The 17,012-nt window shown below is 30.0% G+C and carries 14 protein-coding genes; 2 read left to right on the top strand and 12 right to left on the bottom strand.

The features are described 5' to 3' along the window. Positions 1 to 425: 425 nt before the first annotated feature. The 12 genes from RSA29_RS08445 to RSA29_RS08500 all read right to left on the bottom strand — a co-directional run bounded on the left by RSA29_RS08445 (position 426) and on the right by RSA29_RS08500 (position 14,012). Positions 426 to 1,832 carry a 2-hydroxyglutaryl-CoA dehydratase gene (locus RSA29_RS08445; RefSeq protein ID WP_346943255.1) on the bottom strand — a complete coding sequence of 469 codons (1,407 nt, stop codon included), beginning with the start codon at positions 1,830 to 1,832 and terminating at the stop codon, positions 426 to 428. Then, positions 1,825 to 4,749, bottom strand: a complete 2,925-nt coding sequence (locus tag RSA29_RS08450; RefSeq protein ID WP_346943254.1) for an acyl-CoA dehydratase activase — start codon at positions 4,747 to 4,749, stop codon at positions 1,825 to 1,827. Before RSA29_RS08450 ends, RSA29_RS08445 begins: the two co-directional genes overlap by 8 nt. A gap of 354 nt (positions 4,750 to 5,103) precedes the next feature. Next, positions 5,104 to 7,122 carry an ATP-dependent DNA helicase gene (locus tag RSA29_RS08455; protein ID WP_346943253.1) on the bottom strand — a complete coding sequence of 673 codons (2,019 nt, stop codon included), beginning with the start codon at positions 7,120 to 7,122 and terminating at the stop codon, positions 5,104 to 5,106. A 169-nt stretch (positions 7,123 to 7,291) separates the two neighbouring features. Then, on the bottom strand, positions 7,292 to 9,148 hold the full coding sequence (locus RSA29_RS08460; RefSeq protein WP_346943252.1) for a glycerophosphodiester phosphodiesterase family protein: 1,857 nt from the start codon (positions 9,146 to 9,148) through the stop codon (positions 7,292 to 7,294). A gap of 39 nt (positions 9,149 to 9,187) precedes the next feature. Next, entirely contained in the window at positions 9,188 to 9,640 is a 453-nt protein-coding gene (gene msrB, locus RSA29_RS08465; RefSeq protein WP_346943251.1) for a peptide-methionine (R)-S-oxide reductase MsrB, read from the bottom strand. 258 nt (positions 9,641 to 9,898) lie between these two features. Further along, entirely contained in the window at positions 9,899 to 10,027 is a 129-nt protein-coding gene (locus tag RSA29_RS08470) for a HepT-like ribonuclease domain-containing protein (RefSeq protein ID WP_346943250.1), read from the bottom strand. A 145-nt stretch (positions 10,028 to 10,172) separates the two neighbouring features. Further along, entirely contained in the window at positions 10,173 to 10,706 is a 534-nt protein-coding gene (locus RSA29_RS08475) for a hypothetical protein (RefSeq protein WP_346943249.1), read from the bottom strand. Positions 10,707 to 11,231: 525 nt separating this feature from the next. Continuing rightward, the gene (locus RSA29_RS08480; RefSeq protein WP_346943248.1) at positions 11,232 to 11,801 is read right to left on the bottom strand and encodes a GNAT family protein; all 570 of its coding nucleotides are present in this window, start codon (positions 11,799 to 11,801) and stop codon (positions 11,232 to 11,234) included. 46 nt (positions 11,802 to 11,847) lie between these two features. After that, a complete protein-coding gene (locus RSA29_RS08485; protein WP_346943247.1) occupies positions 11,848 to 12,294 on the bottom strand; it encodes a GNAT family N-acetyltransferase in 447 nt (148 codons plus the stop codon). Between the two features lie 145 nt (positions 12,295 to 12,439). After that, positions 12,440 to 12,604, bottom strand: coding sequence for a hypothetical protein (locus RSA29_RS08490; RefSeq protein WP_346943246.1), 165 nt, complete (start codon positions 12,602 to 12,604; stop codon positions 12,440 to 12,442). Then, a complete protein-coding gene (locus RSA29_RS08495; protein WP_346943245.1) occupies positions 12,588 to 13,019 on the bottom strand; it encodes a nucleotidyltransferase domain-containing protein in 432 nt (143 codons plus the stop codon). Before RSA29_RS08495 ends, RSA29_RS08490 begins: the two co-directional genes overlap by 17 nt. A gap of 72 nt (positions 13,020 to 13,091) precedes the next feature. After that, a complete protein-coding gene (locus RSA29_RS08500; protein ID WP_346943244.1) occupies positions 13,092 to 14,012 on the bottom strand; it encodes a LysR family transcriptional regulator in 921 nt (306 codons plus the stop codon). 159 nt (positions 14,013 to 14,171) lie between these two features. On the opposite strand from RSA29_RS08500, the gene RSA29_RS08505 reads away from it, so the two are divergent. Together RSA29_RS08505 and RSA29_RS08510 are read left to right on the top strand one after the other, a co-directional pair. After that, complete coding sequence (locus RSA29_RS08505) at positions 14,172 to 15,797, top strand: FAD-dependent oxidoreductase (protein ID WP_346943243.1); 1,626 nt, start codon at positions 14,172 to 14,174, stop codon at positions 15,795 to 15,797. Positions 15,798 to 15,830: 33 nt separating this feature from the next. After that, complete coding sequence (locus RSA29_RS08510) at positions 15,831 to 16,784, top strand: (4Fe-4S)-binding protein (protein WP_346943242.1); 954 nt, start codon at positions 15,831 to 15,833, stop codon at positions 16,782 to 16,784. Positions 16,785 to 17,012 lie beyond the last annotated feature (228 nt).

Genomic DNA, 17,012 nt, shown 5'->3' on the forward strand with positions numbered 1-17,012 from the left:
TATACATATATTTATTTTTTTATAATGTACTGCTTAAATATAACTTATTCTGTCTGTTTCTAGTTTTGAAAAGCGTTTTGATATTGAAAAAATATTTGTATAAACCCTCTCGCACTCTATTTACAAATAATCTCAATTATTATAATTTGAATCATCATTGTATTATTATACCTCACACTGATTGAATATGGTATTATAATTAAAAAATGTTTCATTTCTCCACAGTATACTCAAAAAAAAATTGGCCTACCACCAAGCGTAAGCCAATTCAACTTATAGCTAAAAAATTTATATCATCAATATTATTACAAGTTGAACTACTATCAAATCTAATGGTAAATTGAAATTTTCATTATCTACTTCTTTTTACTACCTATAAGTAATTAATAATCCAATTGTTAGTGTTTATATTTTCATATAACCCCCTACGTCAAAGATATCATCTTACCATTTTCTATTTCCTTAGATTTAATGTTATTTTCTACACCATCAAGGTTCTCCCTTGCTATTGCTAGCATTAATTTAATCCTATTTTCTTGATTTACTTTAGTTGCACTTGGATCATAATCTATGGGTACGATGTTTATATTATGATGCAAATTCTTTATCTTTCTCACCATGCCTTTACCAACGATGTGGTTTGGTAAACATCCAAAGGGTTGCGTACAGATAATATTGTTATAACCCAGCTCTGCTAGTTCTAACATTTCTGCTGTAAGTAACCAACCCTCACCCATGTTGTTTCCATGCGATACCACATTTTTAACTAATGCCTTTGTTTTTAAGAATGAAGCTGGTGGTATGAACGTGGAATTTGTTTTCACTGAGGCTATTGTCAAATTTTCAATTTTTAGTAGGTAGTTCATAAACTTCTGCACTAAGAATCTTTGTATTTTACTACCTCCATAACGATTTATATTATCAATCCTTTCGTAAATGCAGTAAAATATAAATCCTAAAATACCTGGAATCATAACTTCACAATCTTGAGATTCTAAGAATGCTTCTAGGTCATTGTTTCCTAGTCTAGCATATTTAATATATATTTCCCCTACAATTCCCACTTTCACCTTAGGAGTTTTATTCACTTTAATATCAGAAAAATCTTTAACTATACTGTCCATATTCCTTTTAATCTGTTTAAGTGAGTAACCTTTATTTGTTTTAAATTGCAACGTCAACAAATCTATCCACTTATTTATTATATCCCTACTGTCCCCTATATTTATTTCATAAGGTTTTACTTGATTACTTAAATGCATTAAAACATCACCATATATAAGAGCTGCTAGCATTTTGTGTACCATTGATAAAGTAACTTTAAATCCACTTCCTTTTTCCATTCCTGAAAGATTTAATGATATTACAGGTACTTGCCCATATCCCGCCTTTTTTAAAGCCTTCCTTAAAAGAAATATATAATTTGAAGCTCTACACCCACCACCTGTTTGTGTGATAATTAAAGCAGTTTTATTTATATCATATTTACCACTATTTAAAGCATCAATCATTTGTCCAATAACTAATAATGCCGGATAACAAGTATCGTTATGGACATATTTTAAACCTGCCTGAACTACAGCCTCCCCATTGTTTGTTAACAGTTCTACATGATACTTGCTATTTAAAAATACATTCTTAATAAGTTTAAAATGTATCGGTGCCATGTCCGGCATCAATATAGTGTAATCCTTCCTCATTTCCTTTGTGAATATGACTTTATAATTTTCATTAGTTTCATTTACATTGCTACCCTTAAATTTCAATATCTCTTTAATCTCATTGAATTTATCATGATTAAATTTTAATGACAGTTTTCCTTGTTTATTCATTACAACGATCATCCCCTTCTTGATGTATTGCTGAAAATAAACTACGAAGTCTTATTTTTACCGCTCCGAGATTAGTAATTTCATCTATTTTTATTTGAGTATATATTTTATTTGAATCTTCTAATATATCTCTTACTTCATCCGTTGTTATTGCATCAACTCCACAGCCAAAGGACACGAGCTGTACTAAATTCATATTAGGCTTATCTGTAATATACTGTGCTGCTTTATATAGCCTTGAATGATATGTCCATTGATTTAGCACATTAAGTTTTATTTTAGAAACCTTATCACAAATTATGTCTTCAGATATAATTGCAACCCCATAGCTGTTAATTAGTTTATCGATACCATGGTTAATTTCACTATCTATATGATATGGCCTACCTGCTAACAGAATAATGTCTCTATTTTCTTTTTCCGCCTTCGCTATTATTTCATTTCCCCTAATTTTTACTTTATCTAGATATTTATAATACTCTTCATATGCAAATTTAGTAGCCTGTTTCACTTCTTTTAAAGAAATCCCATTGAAATATTTAGATAATATTTCATGAAGCTTCACTGGTAAATCCTTTGGTCTATGAATTCCTATATGGTCGTGAATATATGTTACCTTTGAAACATCAGCCATGTTTCCCTCAATAACTTCTGAGTAATAAGCTACTACTGGACAATTAAAACAGTTGTCACAATCTGCTTCCTTCATATTATAAGACATGCATGGGTAAAATATTGTTTTTATGCCACCCTCAATTAGTGATTGTACATGTCCATGGATTAATTTAGCTGGGAAACATACTGTATCTGAAGGTATTGTATTTTGTCCCTTCAGGTATAACTCCCTTGAAGAATTTTCTGATTTTACAACTTGAAAGTCAAGGGTTGTAAAGAACTTATGCCAAAATGGATATAGCTCATAGATATTAAGCCCCATAGGTATACCAATTTTCCCTCGTGTTCCCTTACCACGAGTTTCAGTATACCTATCTAATAAATCTCTTTTATACTCATAAATATTTAATGATTCTTTGTTTTCACCTTTATTGGTAGGTCTTTCACAACGATTTCCACCGATATATTTACGGTTAAACCCAAAATCATTAACAGTTAACCTGCAGTGATTACTACATAATCCACAATTTGCAACCTTTGTATTCTGATGAAATTCCTTTAAATCTGTTTTATTAATTATAGAACTCTGCTTTTTGCACTTACTCTTTGCAAATAACGCAGCTCCATAAGCACCCATTAACCCCGCAATTGTAGGCCTAAGTACATGAACCTTTAATTCCTGCTCAAAAGCACGAAGTACTGCATCATTTAAAAAAGTTCCACCTTGTACTACAATGTTTTTGCCTAAGGACTCAGGACTACTTGCCCTAATAACTTTGTAAAGTGCATTCTTAACAACACTAAGGGATAATCCAGCTGAAATATCTTCTATAGTTGCTCCATCCTTTTGTACCTGCTTTACACAAGAATTCATAAACACAGTACATCTTGAACCTAAATCTACCGGATTCTTTGAAAACAACCCCATCTTTGAAAATTCCTCCATGGAATAACCAAGAGCATTGGCAAAGGTCTGTAAAAATGATCCACAGCCAGAAGAGCAAGCTTCATTTAGAAAGATATTATCTATTTCTCCATTGTGTATCTTAAAACATTTTATATCTTGTCCACCTATATCAATTATGAAATCTACATCTGGCATAAAATATTTAGCCGCAGTAAAGTGTGCCACTGTTTCAACAATGCCATAATCAATTTGAAAAGCATTCTTTATCAACGCTTCTCCATATCCAGTTACCGCAGCACTAGCTATTTTTATCTCTGGATATTTACTATATAAATCTATTAAATATTCCTTTACAACCTCAACAGCATTTCCACTGTTAGGCTTATAAACAAAAGATACTATTTCCATATTCTCATTAATTGCTACAATTTTTATAGTAGTAGATCCTGAATCTATTCCTATGGTTAGTGTAGAATTTTTTCCAATAACTCCGTGGCAATTTATTTTATTTTTATGGTGCCTTTCCTTAAATTCTTTATATTCTTGTTGATTTACAAACAATGGTTGAGCTGAAGTATATCCTTCATCTTCCTTATAATTGTCTAGTATATAAATTGCTTCATTCATATCTACTTTTTTATTTGCATAATAGGCAGCGCCTAAAGCAACGTAGTATAATGCCTTATCAGGACATGTACCATCTATTTTAATCGTAGTATCAAAAGCTTTTCTAAGCTCTGAATTAAATGTTAATGGTCCACCTAAGTATAAAATATTCCCTTTAATTGCTCTACCTTGTGCCAGTCCCGCAATAGTTTGGTTTACAACCGCAAAGAAAATACTAGCTGATAAATCGCTTTTCATTACCCCTTGATTAAGTAGTGGTTGAACGTCTGATTTAGCAAAAACTCCACAACGAGAAGCTATTGTATAAATCTTATTATAATTCTTTGCTGCTTCATTCATTTCCTCTAGAGACATATTTAATAATGTTGCCATTTGATCAATAAATGCACCGGTCCCACCAGCACAGGAACCGTTCATTCTAACCTCCATATCATCCCCTAGAAATAATATTTTTGCATCTTCTCCCCCAAGTTCAATAATCACATCCACAGGATTTTCACAATGAGTTGCTGCTATCCTTGTGGCATATACTTCTTGCACAAACGGTATATCACATATCTCTGCAATTTTCATTGCCGCTGACCCTGAGATGCTAATATCCATAAAATTTTCAGCTGGAAACTTTTCAATAATCTTCTTTAGTAACTCCGATGTCTTTTCTGTTATCTTACAGTAATGACGCTCATAGGATTCATATACAATATCTCCATAATTATCTAAAACTACAGCTTTAATTGTTGTTGAACCTACATCAATTCCTGCCTTCAAAGTTCTCCCCCCATTTCTACTTAGTTAATAAATATTGATTTCCATCTATATAAAATCAATATTTATTTGAAACTTGATTTATCTTCAAATTTACTTCTGTCTACTCAAAATAACTTAAACTGTACTTGAAATCATAGAAATAAATTTACATAAAAAAATACTTAATGTAATCCATATCGTTACATTAAGTATATTTTGTTTAGTTATATATCATGACACTAATTCCATTATGATTTTAAAATAATTAATAATAAAACCCTATGAAAATCAAATGACTAGTGCCTTATTTAGATTTAATTTTACATATAATTTTTCTTCTTAAGCTTACCTATCTTCATGATGCAAATTATCCTACTACTTGGAATTTATCATTTCCCAAAATTCTCTCACTCTATCTATATTATTACTTTTATTTTTTATAGGAAGTGAATTAAATACAACATCCTTATACCTACTTTTTGAAAAATCTCCAATTCTAGAATCAAGTATTGCTACAATACCCTTGTCCTCGTGCTTTCTAATTAATCGACCTACACCTTGTCTAAGTTTAACCACCATAAGTGGAACACTTACCTCCATTAAAAAGTCATTTGATTTGCTTCTCTTATATTCAATTATTGGGTCTGGTACTGGAAATGGCAGCTTAAATATTATAAGGTTTGATAGTGCCTTCCCTGGTACATCTATTCCTTCCCAAAAGGTTCCCGTAGCTAATAACACCGAATCCTGATTTTTTTTAAATTCATCAAGGATTTCATCTTGGGAAGATGTAGCTCTCTGCCGTAGTAATTTATAAGGCAAATTCTTATCTTTTAGTATTTTATAAACTTCATTTAAATCTTTTTTAGATGTAAATAATATTAAGGATTTTCCCTTTGTAATGTCTAAGAGCTCCACTATTTCCTTGGATGCTGCCTTTATAAAATTTTCTCTATCTTCTATTGGATGAGGCATGTTTTCTGTATAGTATATAATAGAATTATTGTTATATGGAAATGGCGAATATTTTTGTGGTGATAAAAAGCCTTCCTTCACAGGGAATCCTGTACTTTTAATAAAATATTCATATCTTTCCTCTTCCGTGCCATGATTCTTATCTGCAATAGTAGCTGATGTTAGTATTGTTGTCTTCATTTTATCAAAGTATAAGGATTTTATTTCACGATTCATATTCTTAGGGCAAGCAAATATTTCTACATATTTATCCTTCTGTAACCAAAATAAATTATTACTCTTCTCCGCTGCCATCTCCTTAAAAAATTCCTTGATATTTTCTACTTCATCTATAATATCATCTGATACACTACTATCACTACACCTTCTAATAATTTCATAAATACTTTTAATTATATCAGCTGAATTTTCAACTAAGGTTCTAATATCCTGTGTATTTATGAAGAACTTCTCCATATCTTCTGACATCTTATTTTTCTCTAACTGATATTTAATTTGTTTATCAAGACTATTAAAAATCTTACTTACCACACTTATTAGCTCGTTAATTTTTTGATAAACATTTTCTCTCAAATATTTATCTTTAATTCCATCCTTAGCTTCTCTGAGAATAGCTATTATTTTATTCTTATTGTAACTTTCTATAAGTGAACTCCTAACTTTTTCTTCTAAGTTATGCGCCTCATCTACTACAATTAAATCTACCTCTGGATTCAAAAGACCTTTTTGACCCCTTCTTAGCTTTTGTAAATGTACTGTAAGCAAATCTTGATTACAAAGTATTACACCCTCAGTATTTAGCATATCGCTTCTTAGCTCCATGAACCTACAGCTTTTAAAGTGTTTACATTTACTATGATCAGTAATCTCTACTTTAACATTGCTCCAAACCTCTTCATCTATATCCATATTAATATTTTTTCTATCTATTTTCCCACCATATATGTATCTATAAAGAGTTTCTGCATCCTCATCAAGGCCTTTATTCACCTTAGGTTTTAAATATTTATCTGCTCTACTTTTACATGCAAAGTGAGTCATACCCTTTGCAAGAACCACCTCTGGTCTATGGTTTATATAGGATGATATTCTTTTTACATCTTGAATAAGTTGCTCCTGAAGTGCAATTGTAGAAGTTGCAATTATAACAGGCTTGTTAAAAAGTTTATTATAATAAAGAAGAGGAACTATATATGCATAGGACTTTCCTATTCCAACGCCAGCCTCAACTATAGTATGCTGCTTATCAGCTATGGAATTGCATATATCAAAAGCCATATCCTCTTGTCCTTCTCTTTGTTCAAAGCCAAGTCTTGGAATCTTATGTTTAAAAAAATCCCAAACTAGAGCTTCTAGTTCATCATACTTGGTCAGTTCCCTCTTAGGCTTTTTATTTTTCTCTTCTGAAAACCAAAACATATTTTCACCCCTCCTTATCTTTTCTTAAAATCTTTGATTTGTTGTTGTAATTATATATTCGAATTAAATTTATATATTTTATCCTTTAAAAATCCTTAAGGATTTTATACCTAATTTAAATCTTGAATTTTAAATTTTGCATTCTTAATTATACCTTCTTAATTAAAGTTTATATATTGACATGTTTTATTATAGAATTTATAGCATCAAAAAGCCAAGTTAAATAATCTACATCCTTATTTTCTTTTAAATTATTTGATACAGATTCAATTGTTTCAATGGAATCTGTAATAATATTATCAGCGCCCAATCGTATAGCATTAATAGCTCTCTCTTCATCATTTATTGTCCAAACATGAACTTTCTTACCTATTGCATGCATACCATAAACTAATTCCCTTTTTAACATCTGATATTCAACTGATACAAAATCAACATCTAATTTTGTAAAATCTCCTACACCAAAGGTTAAAATATACCCAACCTCTATTAGTGGATTATATGCTTTAACTTGCTGAATATTGTCATAGTCTAAAGATGATATTACCACTTCATCTTCCATTTGTTCATCTGTAATTAACTTTGCCACATACTGTGATAATAGATCCTCACTATTCCTAGGCTTTAACTCAATATTTAACTTAATTTTCCCCTTTGCAATGGATATAATCTCTTTTAATGTTGGAATTTTTTCATCCTTAAACTCACTACTAAAATAGGATCCATTATCCACGGTGTTAATTTCTTCTAATGTCATATCGCCAATTGATCTACTAGTTCCATCTATTCGTTTTAATGTACTATCATGGAATAATACTAATTCATTTTCCTTCGTAGTCATAACATCTATTTCTGCATAATCCGCACCATCCTCTATAGCTTGTTTCAATGCTGAAATACTATTTTCTGGAGCCTTTAAACTACTACCTCTGTGCGCCGTAATCTTAATTTCTTTTTCTACCACTTCATTAAATATCGCTGAAGCTCCTATGCCGCTTGCCATTATTCCAAATATAACTACAGTTACAATTATAATCTTGTTACTATTCTTAATAAAAAACTTATATATTCCTCTTTCCTCAAAATAAGATAATGGAGTAAAACTCCTTTCCTTCACATCATAGTTTCTGTATCTATAATATATTTCTATTAAAAATGATATAAATAAAGGTAAAGTTAATACATCGATAATAATATATCCACAAAAAAATATTATCAGCATTACTACTGTTGCTATCCACCCTAGAATACCTATGTTTTTCAGCATAGAAAGAACAATGGTTCCTATACCCATAAATCCACCAAGTAAAATTAGTTTTATGCAGTAGTTTACAATAGTCCATGAAATTAAATATCCTAGGATTTTAAATTTACTTTCTTTATATATTTTTATACTACTTTTAAACGCTTTTTTTAAGGAAACCTCCTCAATTACCATGGCTGGTATTGATAATATCCACCTTAATAGTAAAATTATCATTATTATTATAGCTACGACGAAGAATATTTTTCCTCCTAGTGATTTGAAAAGTTCCATCTTTATAAAAGATGGAATAGTAAGGGTTCTTATTAATGAATTATATAACCCTATTCCCGTTAATGGTCCTATTACAGCTGAAATTAATACAAGCCATACCATGTATAAGCTTGGAGCTTTAGGTATTATCTTAATAGAGTTAACTGTACCTTCTAGAAGACTTACACTCTCCTGTTTATGAGATTTATTTGCCATATATGTAAGTATTCCTGTTTCCATAAATACTGCTATAAATGAAACTAGCACTATTAAAGATATGTACATAACCCCTGCTGGAGTTAATCCAAATTTCAACAAATCCTTGTTTGTTATATTGTAAACTCCGATGTCTGACATGAACTTGCTTAAAATTAAATAGTTTATTGGTATGAAAATGAACATTGCGAGAAGCTTATATAATACTTCGAAAAAAATTACTGATTTAAAATTATATCTAAAGTTTTTATAAGTTTCTCTAATAAGTTTTCTACTTTCTACATGTATATCCATAGTACCCATCTCCTTATAGATAATTATAGCACTATGCTTCTATTCATTGAGTAAATCTAAATATTCTTCATAGCCTTCTGACTTCATATCATATTTTGGTATAAACTTCAAAGCTGCTGAATTTATACAATATCTAAGTCCACCCATGTCCTCTGGTCCATCACAAAATACATGTCCTAAATGCGCATCTCCTGTTTCACTTCTAACCTCCGTTCTAACCATTCCATGAGTTTTATCAACTTTCTCTTTTATAAACCCTCTACTTATAGGTTTCGAAAACGCTGGCCACCCACAACCTGAATTAAACTTTGAAGTAGATGAAAATAATGGTTCTCCTGTTGTAATATCAACATATATCCCATCTTCATAAAGGTCACAATACTCATTGCCATATGGACGTTCAGTTCCATTTTCTTGTGTTACAACATATTGCTCCTTAGTTAATATCTCTTTTAGCTCTTCCTTCGATTTCTTAACATATTTATCTTTCATACTTATCTCCTCTAAAATTAATGCTTTTCTTGATTCAATATTTAATATAATATAACCCAAATTTAAGTTATTAACTTACCACTATTATATCCCTAATTAATTTATTATTGCCAATTTAAGTTTAAATCATAGCTTAATTAATATCTACTTCAAATTTCCTGCAAATAATTCAAAATAAAAAGGATGTCATCCTTCACATCCTTCTAGATTTCAATTATTAAATTTATTCTCAAATTGTATGTTAAGATTATGGCCAATTTAAATATAGCTTGCAACTACTATAATAAATTCTTCTATATCCTTTAGATTATTGTTTATGATATTATAAACAATACCTCTATCTAACTTCATATAATCATGAACTAAAATATTTCTAAAACCAGCCATATTACTTAAGTTTCCTTTTAAGTTTCGTCTATTACTCCATTTTCATTTAATCTAACTCTTTCAATGTAACCCTCTTTGTTAAGGTTTATTTAAAATGATTATATCATTAAATATCTAAATAGGTTAATACCTCCATTCAAATATTTTATCGAATCCCAGTTTTCAATTGTTCAATAAACTCTCTTGAATAATCATTCATTGCTTTACACAACGGAATTGTTTCTGTCAAATAACAATGGTTATACCCAAGTATATTTTCTTCCATGTATTTAATTGTCTCTTTAAGTGTCTGCCCCCTTACTGATCCTGTAATCAGTGACTTTGTAATTAAGTAGTTTTTTCCACCTTCTAGTACATGAGCATCATGCAAAATTTTACCTTCAAGTGACGTTGGAATTTCAGGTCTCTGTGATTCCCATGCAATAGCTATTATTTTTTCAATTCTATCTTCATTGTATTTTTGCAATTTCATCCACTCACGAATTTGTTTTTCATCCGAGTATATAAAACCATGAAAATATGTTGCTAATACTAAGGCTTCATAATCACTTTTATAATCTCCTATACTAATTATTTTATCAACCCATTTAAGCATAAGTTCAATATGCCACATGTTATGCATAATATCCTTATTTTCATAATATGGATTTGTAAATTCAATTAATTTCTCTATATTCATTTTCACTGTCTCCTATTCTCAAAACTAATATTTCTTCTCTACCTATGATTCATCTCTCTTTTTTGTTCAGTTTAAATTACCCTTATATATTTATATTCCTTCAATATTTTCCCTACTCTTTTATTTATCCATATTATAACATATATTAAAATATAGTTATGTTGTTATTTAAATAATATTATTTCTTCTCCTTTTGTGTCAATCTCCTGAAATTTATAAATATTAATTAACAACAAAAGAAAATACCTCATATCTATCTCTGATATGAGGTATTACCTGTATCAATTACATTCTAACTCCATTACTTACAAACTTTCTAATTCTTCTAGGATTATTTGAAATTCTTCTTTTTCTTTTAATACAGTAAATGCAGGTGTATTAATTATTGCATCTGCAAGATGTTGTTTCATAAATTAAGAAGTTTCATCTCTTTTTAAAAATTCTTGTTGATATTTAAATTATACAGCCATTAAAAAATTGTTACAATGGAGTGCAATTCAACTTACACTGTGAATTTGTATCCTATTAGTTAACATATTGAGTGTAATAGTCTTCATCTATCAATGAGTAATGTAGGTGATCTTCCCATTCACCATTTACTTCCAAAAACTTATGAGCAATCCCTTCATTTAAAAAGCCTATTTTTTCCAACACTCTTATAGATGGTTTATTATTTGACATCACATGTGCTTCTACTCTATGCATTCTATATTCTTCAAACATAATTTTAACACCCTTTATAACTGCTTCTGTTATAATACCTTTATTCCCCATGTCTTTATCTGATTTATATCCAATATGACATGATAAAAAGGCATATGGTACTATATTATAAAATGTAACATATCCAATAACTTTATCAATATTATCCTTGTTGAAAATCCAAAGCTTTAGCATGCTTCTATCTTTAATATAATTTAAATCAGTTCTTAATTCATTTGATTGAAATTCAACAGTATAAAATTCATCAGCTCTTGCAGGTTCAAATGCCTTAAAATAATCCTTATTTCGTGTTACATAATCTAATACTTTACCTGTATCACTTTCATCTAATACTTTTAAAACTAACCTTTCAGTCTCATAAATTGATTTCATAATTCTCCACCCTTTTGCTTCATAAATATTATTATCAACCAATCATTTATAACTGTAATTCAAATATGCAATGTCTCTCTATACCTTCATACCATGCGAAATAATCTTTAGGTACATCAATAATTTCTTTTAATTCTCCACCCAACCGTTGAATTATTTTTCTTGATGGAATATTGGATTCATCACATGTTATATAAATATTCTTCATGCCATGCTCTTCTGCTACTTGTAATACTAATTGAGATGCATAAAAAGAATATCTCTTTCCTCTAAATTTATCATCAATTTCATATCCAATATGTCCATTGTACTTGGAATGATAATTATCTCCAATTCTTATACTGATTTTACCAACTTTTTCATTTGATTTCTTTTCATATATATCATAATAATAAAATGGTATTAAAACTTCATCGCCTTTAAATTTTTGAATTATTTTCAAGTAAAGAACATCATTTGATAATTTATCAAATTTAGATATAAATTCAAACATCCTTACCCCTCCTTTTTAGTTGCTTGATAATTGTTACATATCATAAACATTTTTACACTATATAAAAATAGACAGCATTTCTGATGTCTATTCACTCTATACCTATTCCATAGTTCTTCTATACTTTAATATAACATTATCCTTACTACTCTCTAAAAATATATCCAAATACATAATCTGAGAATAGGCGAACTCTTCTATTTGTTTTTCTATATTCCCCTAAAGAAAGTTTTAAATCCTCTAAAGTATCTGTAGCACATTTATATTTGTCTAAAAACTTTTCTTTCTTATATTTATAATATGGACTCATCGATAATACCTCCAAAATAAGTGTACTGCTCATCAACTTTAAGCATTTTTTCAAACTCTCTATTATTTCTTGCATATTTTAATACGTAATGCTGAAAGTCATACCAGTTATTATAATCAATAATGTACTGCTCATCACTATCTACTGCCATTCTCGCATACTTACATGGAAAATCACTAAACATAATAAAGGTTAAATGCATTTTATCATAATCATAGTATGATTTTAAAATCCCATCTAATTCATCTTCCATATTTAATGTATCTTTAAATGATATATTAGGCTTCACTATTACCGCTATATCTATATCACTTCTACCTTCAATCCAATGCTCTGTTCCATGACTTCCAAATTTACTTAATGCTACTATGCCTTGAATTTTCTCTAATTTTTCTTCTAGCTGTAGTTTATCCAATATACCACCTTCCATCTTCTAAAAATATATCTACATTATATCATGAAATATGTAATATATACCATTTTAATTTTAAACTATCAACCGACCTGTCTGAATTCCCTGAAGGATATCTTTATCGTTGTAGTCCACCACCATTTCTATAAGACCTTTCATTGCTCCACTTATAAATTTATTTTTATGATACACAATGCTGAAACACCTATCAAAAGCTGATTCTGAACTTTGTATCACATGAATTTCATCATTTTTAACTTCAGATTCTATCAATCTAACGGACATAACTGCAAAATATTGATTTTCTATTACCGTTTTCTTAATAGCTTCAGGACAATTACCTTCCCATACAATTTTAATTTCAATCCCGTTATCTTTCATATAATTTTCAAATAACTCCCTTGTCCCACTACCAGACTCACGCATAGCAAAGCTAACTCTTGAAAGTTCCTCCAATTTGATCTTTTTCTTTTTTGCTAATCCATGCTTTTTACTGCAAACAAGAACAAGATAATCATTAACCACTGGAATAGATATTAAATCTGAACTTTTAACTTTACCTTCTACAATTGCAATATCTAATTCTGATTTTAATAATTTTTCTTCTATAATCTTTGTATTATTTACATAAGCATAAGTTTCCACCTGAGAGTTTCTTTTCTTAAACCTATTTATGATATCACCAAGAATGCAATTTCCTACGGTAACTGTTGCACCGATTCTAAGTTTCTCAATATGGTTTCCTTCAATCATTTTTTCTTCTAATCTATCAAATTCATTTACTAAATGTCTTGCATATGAAAGTAATCTTATACCTTCTTCTGTTATATATAATTTCTTACAAAAACGTTCAAATAGAAGCACTCCATAGTGTTCTTCCAATTCTTTAATAGTTTGACTTACAGTTGGTTGAGAGATAAAAAACTTAGCTGCAGCTATACTCATCTTCCCACTATCTGCAACTGCAACAAATATTCTTAGATGTCTTATCGTCATTCTATTCCCTCCTTTTTTTTATAAATATACCATAATGAACAATTTATTGATAGGTTTTACCTATGATTAACATAAGATATTACAACTTTAACAATATATATACAAGTGCTATATTTATGTTATAACCTTAATTAGAAAAAATTCAAAGGGCGTGAAAATATGAAGATTTTAATTATTGGTGGTGTAGCTGCTGGTACTAAAGTAGCCGCCAAATTAAAACGTGAAAACCGTGACTATGAAGTTCAAATTTTAACTAAAGGCAAAGATATTTCTTATGCTGGTTGTGGACTACCCTACTATGTAGGCAATGTAATTTCAGCAAGTGACCAATTAATTGTAAATACTCCCGAAAGTTTCTCTAAGTTAACTGGAGTAAATGTATTAACTGAGGTTGAAGTAACAAATGTTAACCGTAAAGAGAAAACTGTTGAATTTCTGGATTTAAAAACAAATAAAGCTGATAATTATAAATATGATAAGTTAGTAATAGCTTCAGGGGCAGATCCAATTAAACCTATGATAGATGGTATAGATTTAAAAGGAGTATTCTTTATGAGAACTCCAAGTGATGCTATTTCACTAAGAGCATCTGTTGAAGCCGGTGAAATTAAACGTGCCGTTGTTGTTGGTGGAGGTTTTATAGGCCTTGAAGTTGCCGAAAACTTGGCTACTCAAGGGGTTAAAGTTTCTATTATAGATATGGCACCTCATATATTACCAGGTTTTGATTCTGAATTTTCTCAATATGTAGAAGATCATTTATCTAATCATGGAATAATTAGCTTTCCTGGAACAAAATTAGAAGCTATTCTTGGTGAAAATAAAGTTGAGAAGATTAAAACTGAGAAACGTTCTATGAAAGCAGATGCCGTTATCCTTTCCATAGGCATACGTCCTAATACAAATTTCCTAGCTAACTCTGACATAGAGTTAATGCCAAATAGAACTATCAAGGTAAATCAGTTCCTTCAAACCAATGATGAAGATATTTATGCAATTGGCGACTGTGCATGTGTAATAAATGCAATCACAAATGCTCCTACTTGGTCCCCAATGGGATCTTCTGCTAACATTGAAGGTCGTATTGCTGCTAAAAACATTAATGGTGCTAAATTAAGTTACCGTGGGGTTCTTGGAACTGGTGTAGCAAAATTACCTGAACTTAATGTTGGTAGAACTGGATTAACTGAAGTGGCTGCAATTGCTGCTGGATTTGATGTTGTAAGTGTTGTAACCGTTGTAGATGACAAAGCTCACTACTACCCTGATTCATCAACATTTATAGTTAAACTAACCTCAGACAAAAACACTAGAAAGTTATTAGGCTTACAAGTTCTTGGTAAGGGTGCAGTGGATAAAATGGTAGATATCGCAGTAACTGCAATAGTTATGAATGCTACATTAGATGACATTGAAAATATGGATTTAGCATATGCGCCCCCATTTTCAACTGCAATTCATCCCTTATCACATACGGTAAATATTTTATTAAATAAACTTACTGGTGATTTCAATACTATAACCCCTAGTGATTACTTATTGGGAAAAGCTAAAGATTACAAAGTAATTGATACATCTATATTCCCAAGTATTAATAATGCTCCTTTCATAGATCTTACAACTGTCAATGGAGAGTTAGAGGATTTTAACAAGGATGAAAAGTTACTCTTAGTGTGTACAAAAGGTAAGCGAGCATATATGCTCCAAAATCGTTTGAAATATTTCGGATACACTAACACTTTAGTTCTTGAGGGTGGTACTACTTTTAATGATATAAAAGTTTAAAATAACAATTCTATTTTATGGAGGTTTTGATTTATGGCAACTTTAACTATTAGTCCTGAAAATGAAAAAAGAGTAAAAGCATTAGGTTTCCTTAGTAATAAAGGAACTGATTGTTTTTCCGGAAGAATTATTACTGTAAATGGTAAAATCACAGCAGCCCAAAACAAATGTATCTCAGAAGCAGCTGAACTTTATGGAAATGGTATTGTAACTCTTACAACTAGACTTACTATTGAATGCCAAGGTATTCCTTATGACAAAATTGATGAATTCAGAGCATACCTTACTAAAGAAAATCTTGTAACTGGTGGTACTGGTTCTAAAGTTCGACCTATAGTTTCTTGTAAGGGTACAACCTGTCAATATGGTTTAATTGATACCTTTGGTTTATCTGAAGAAATTCACGAGAAATTCTTTAATGGATATTCTGGTGTTAAATTACCACACAAATTTAAAATCGCTGTAGGTGGATGTCCTAACAACTGTGTTAAACCTGACTTAAACGACCTAGGAATTATTGGTCAATTGATACCAAATTTTGATGATGAAGCTTGTAATGGATGTAAAAAATGTTCTATAGAAACTGCATGTCCTGTAGATGCTGCTAAGATATGTGATGGCATTCTTCAAATAAATGAAGATGAATGTAATAACTGTGGACGTTGTATTGGAAAATGTCATTTTGATGCTATAGAAGATGGTACTGTAGGCTATAAAATCTATATTGGTGGTAGATGGGGAAAGCGTATTGCACATGGCATTGCTCTAAACAAAATATTCACTGATAAAGAAGAGGCTATAAATGTAATTGAAAAAGTTATTCTTTTCTACAGAGAACAAGGTAAAACTGGAGAACGTTTATCCCAAACTATTGAAAGAATTGGTTTCAAAAATGTTGAATTACAACTACTATCCAATGATCTTCTTGATAGGAAACAAGAAATTCTAGATTCTAAACTTCATATAACTGGAGGAGCCACTTGTTAAATGTAAAATGTAGAATTAAAAATTAAAGTTAAAGTCCTTAATGGATTTTTATAGTTCCAAATAGATGTATAAATTTACTTAGAATATATATAATATCTTTTTAAAAGAAAACTTCGCACTCTAGGATACTATAGCGCGAAGTTTCTTTCTATATAGACTCTAATTTTAAATTTAAAATTTAAAATTAAAAATGATGGATAAAATCCTTAGGTATTTTTTAAAATTAAT

Origin of the sequence: Clostridium sp. (genome assembly GCF_036660475.1) — a bacterium.
GTDB lineage: Bacteria > Bacillota > Clostridia > Clostridiales > Clostridiaceae > Clostridium_J.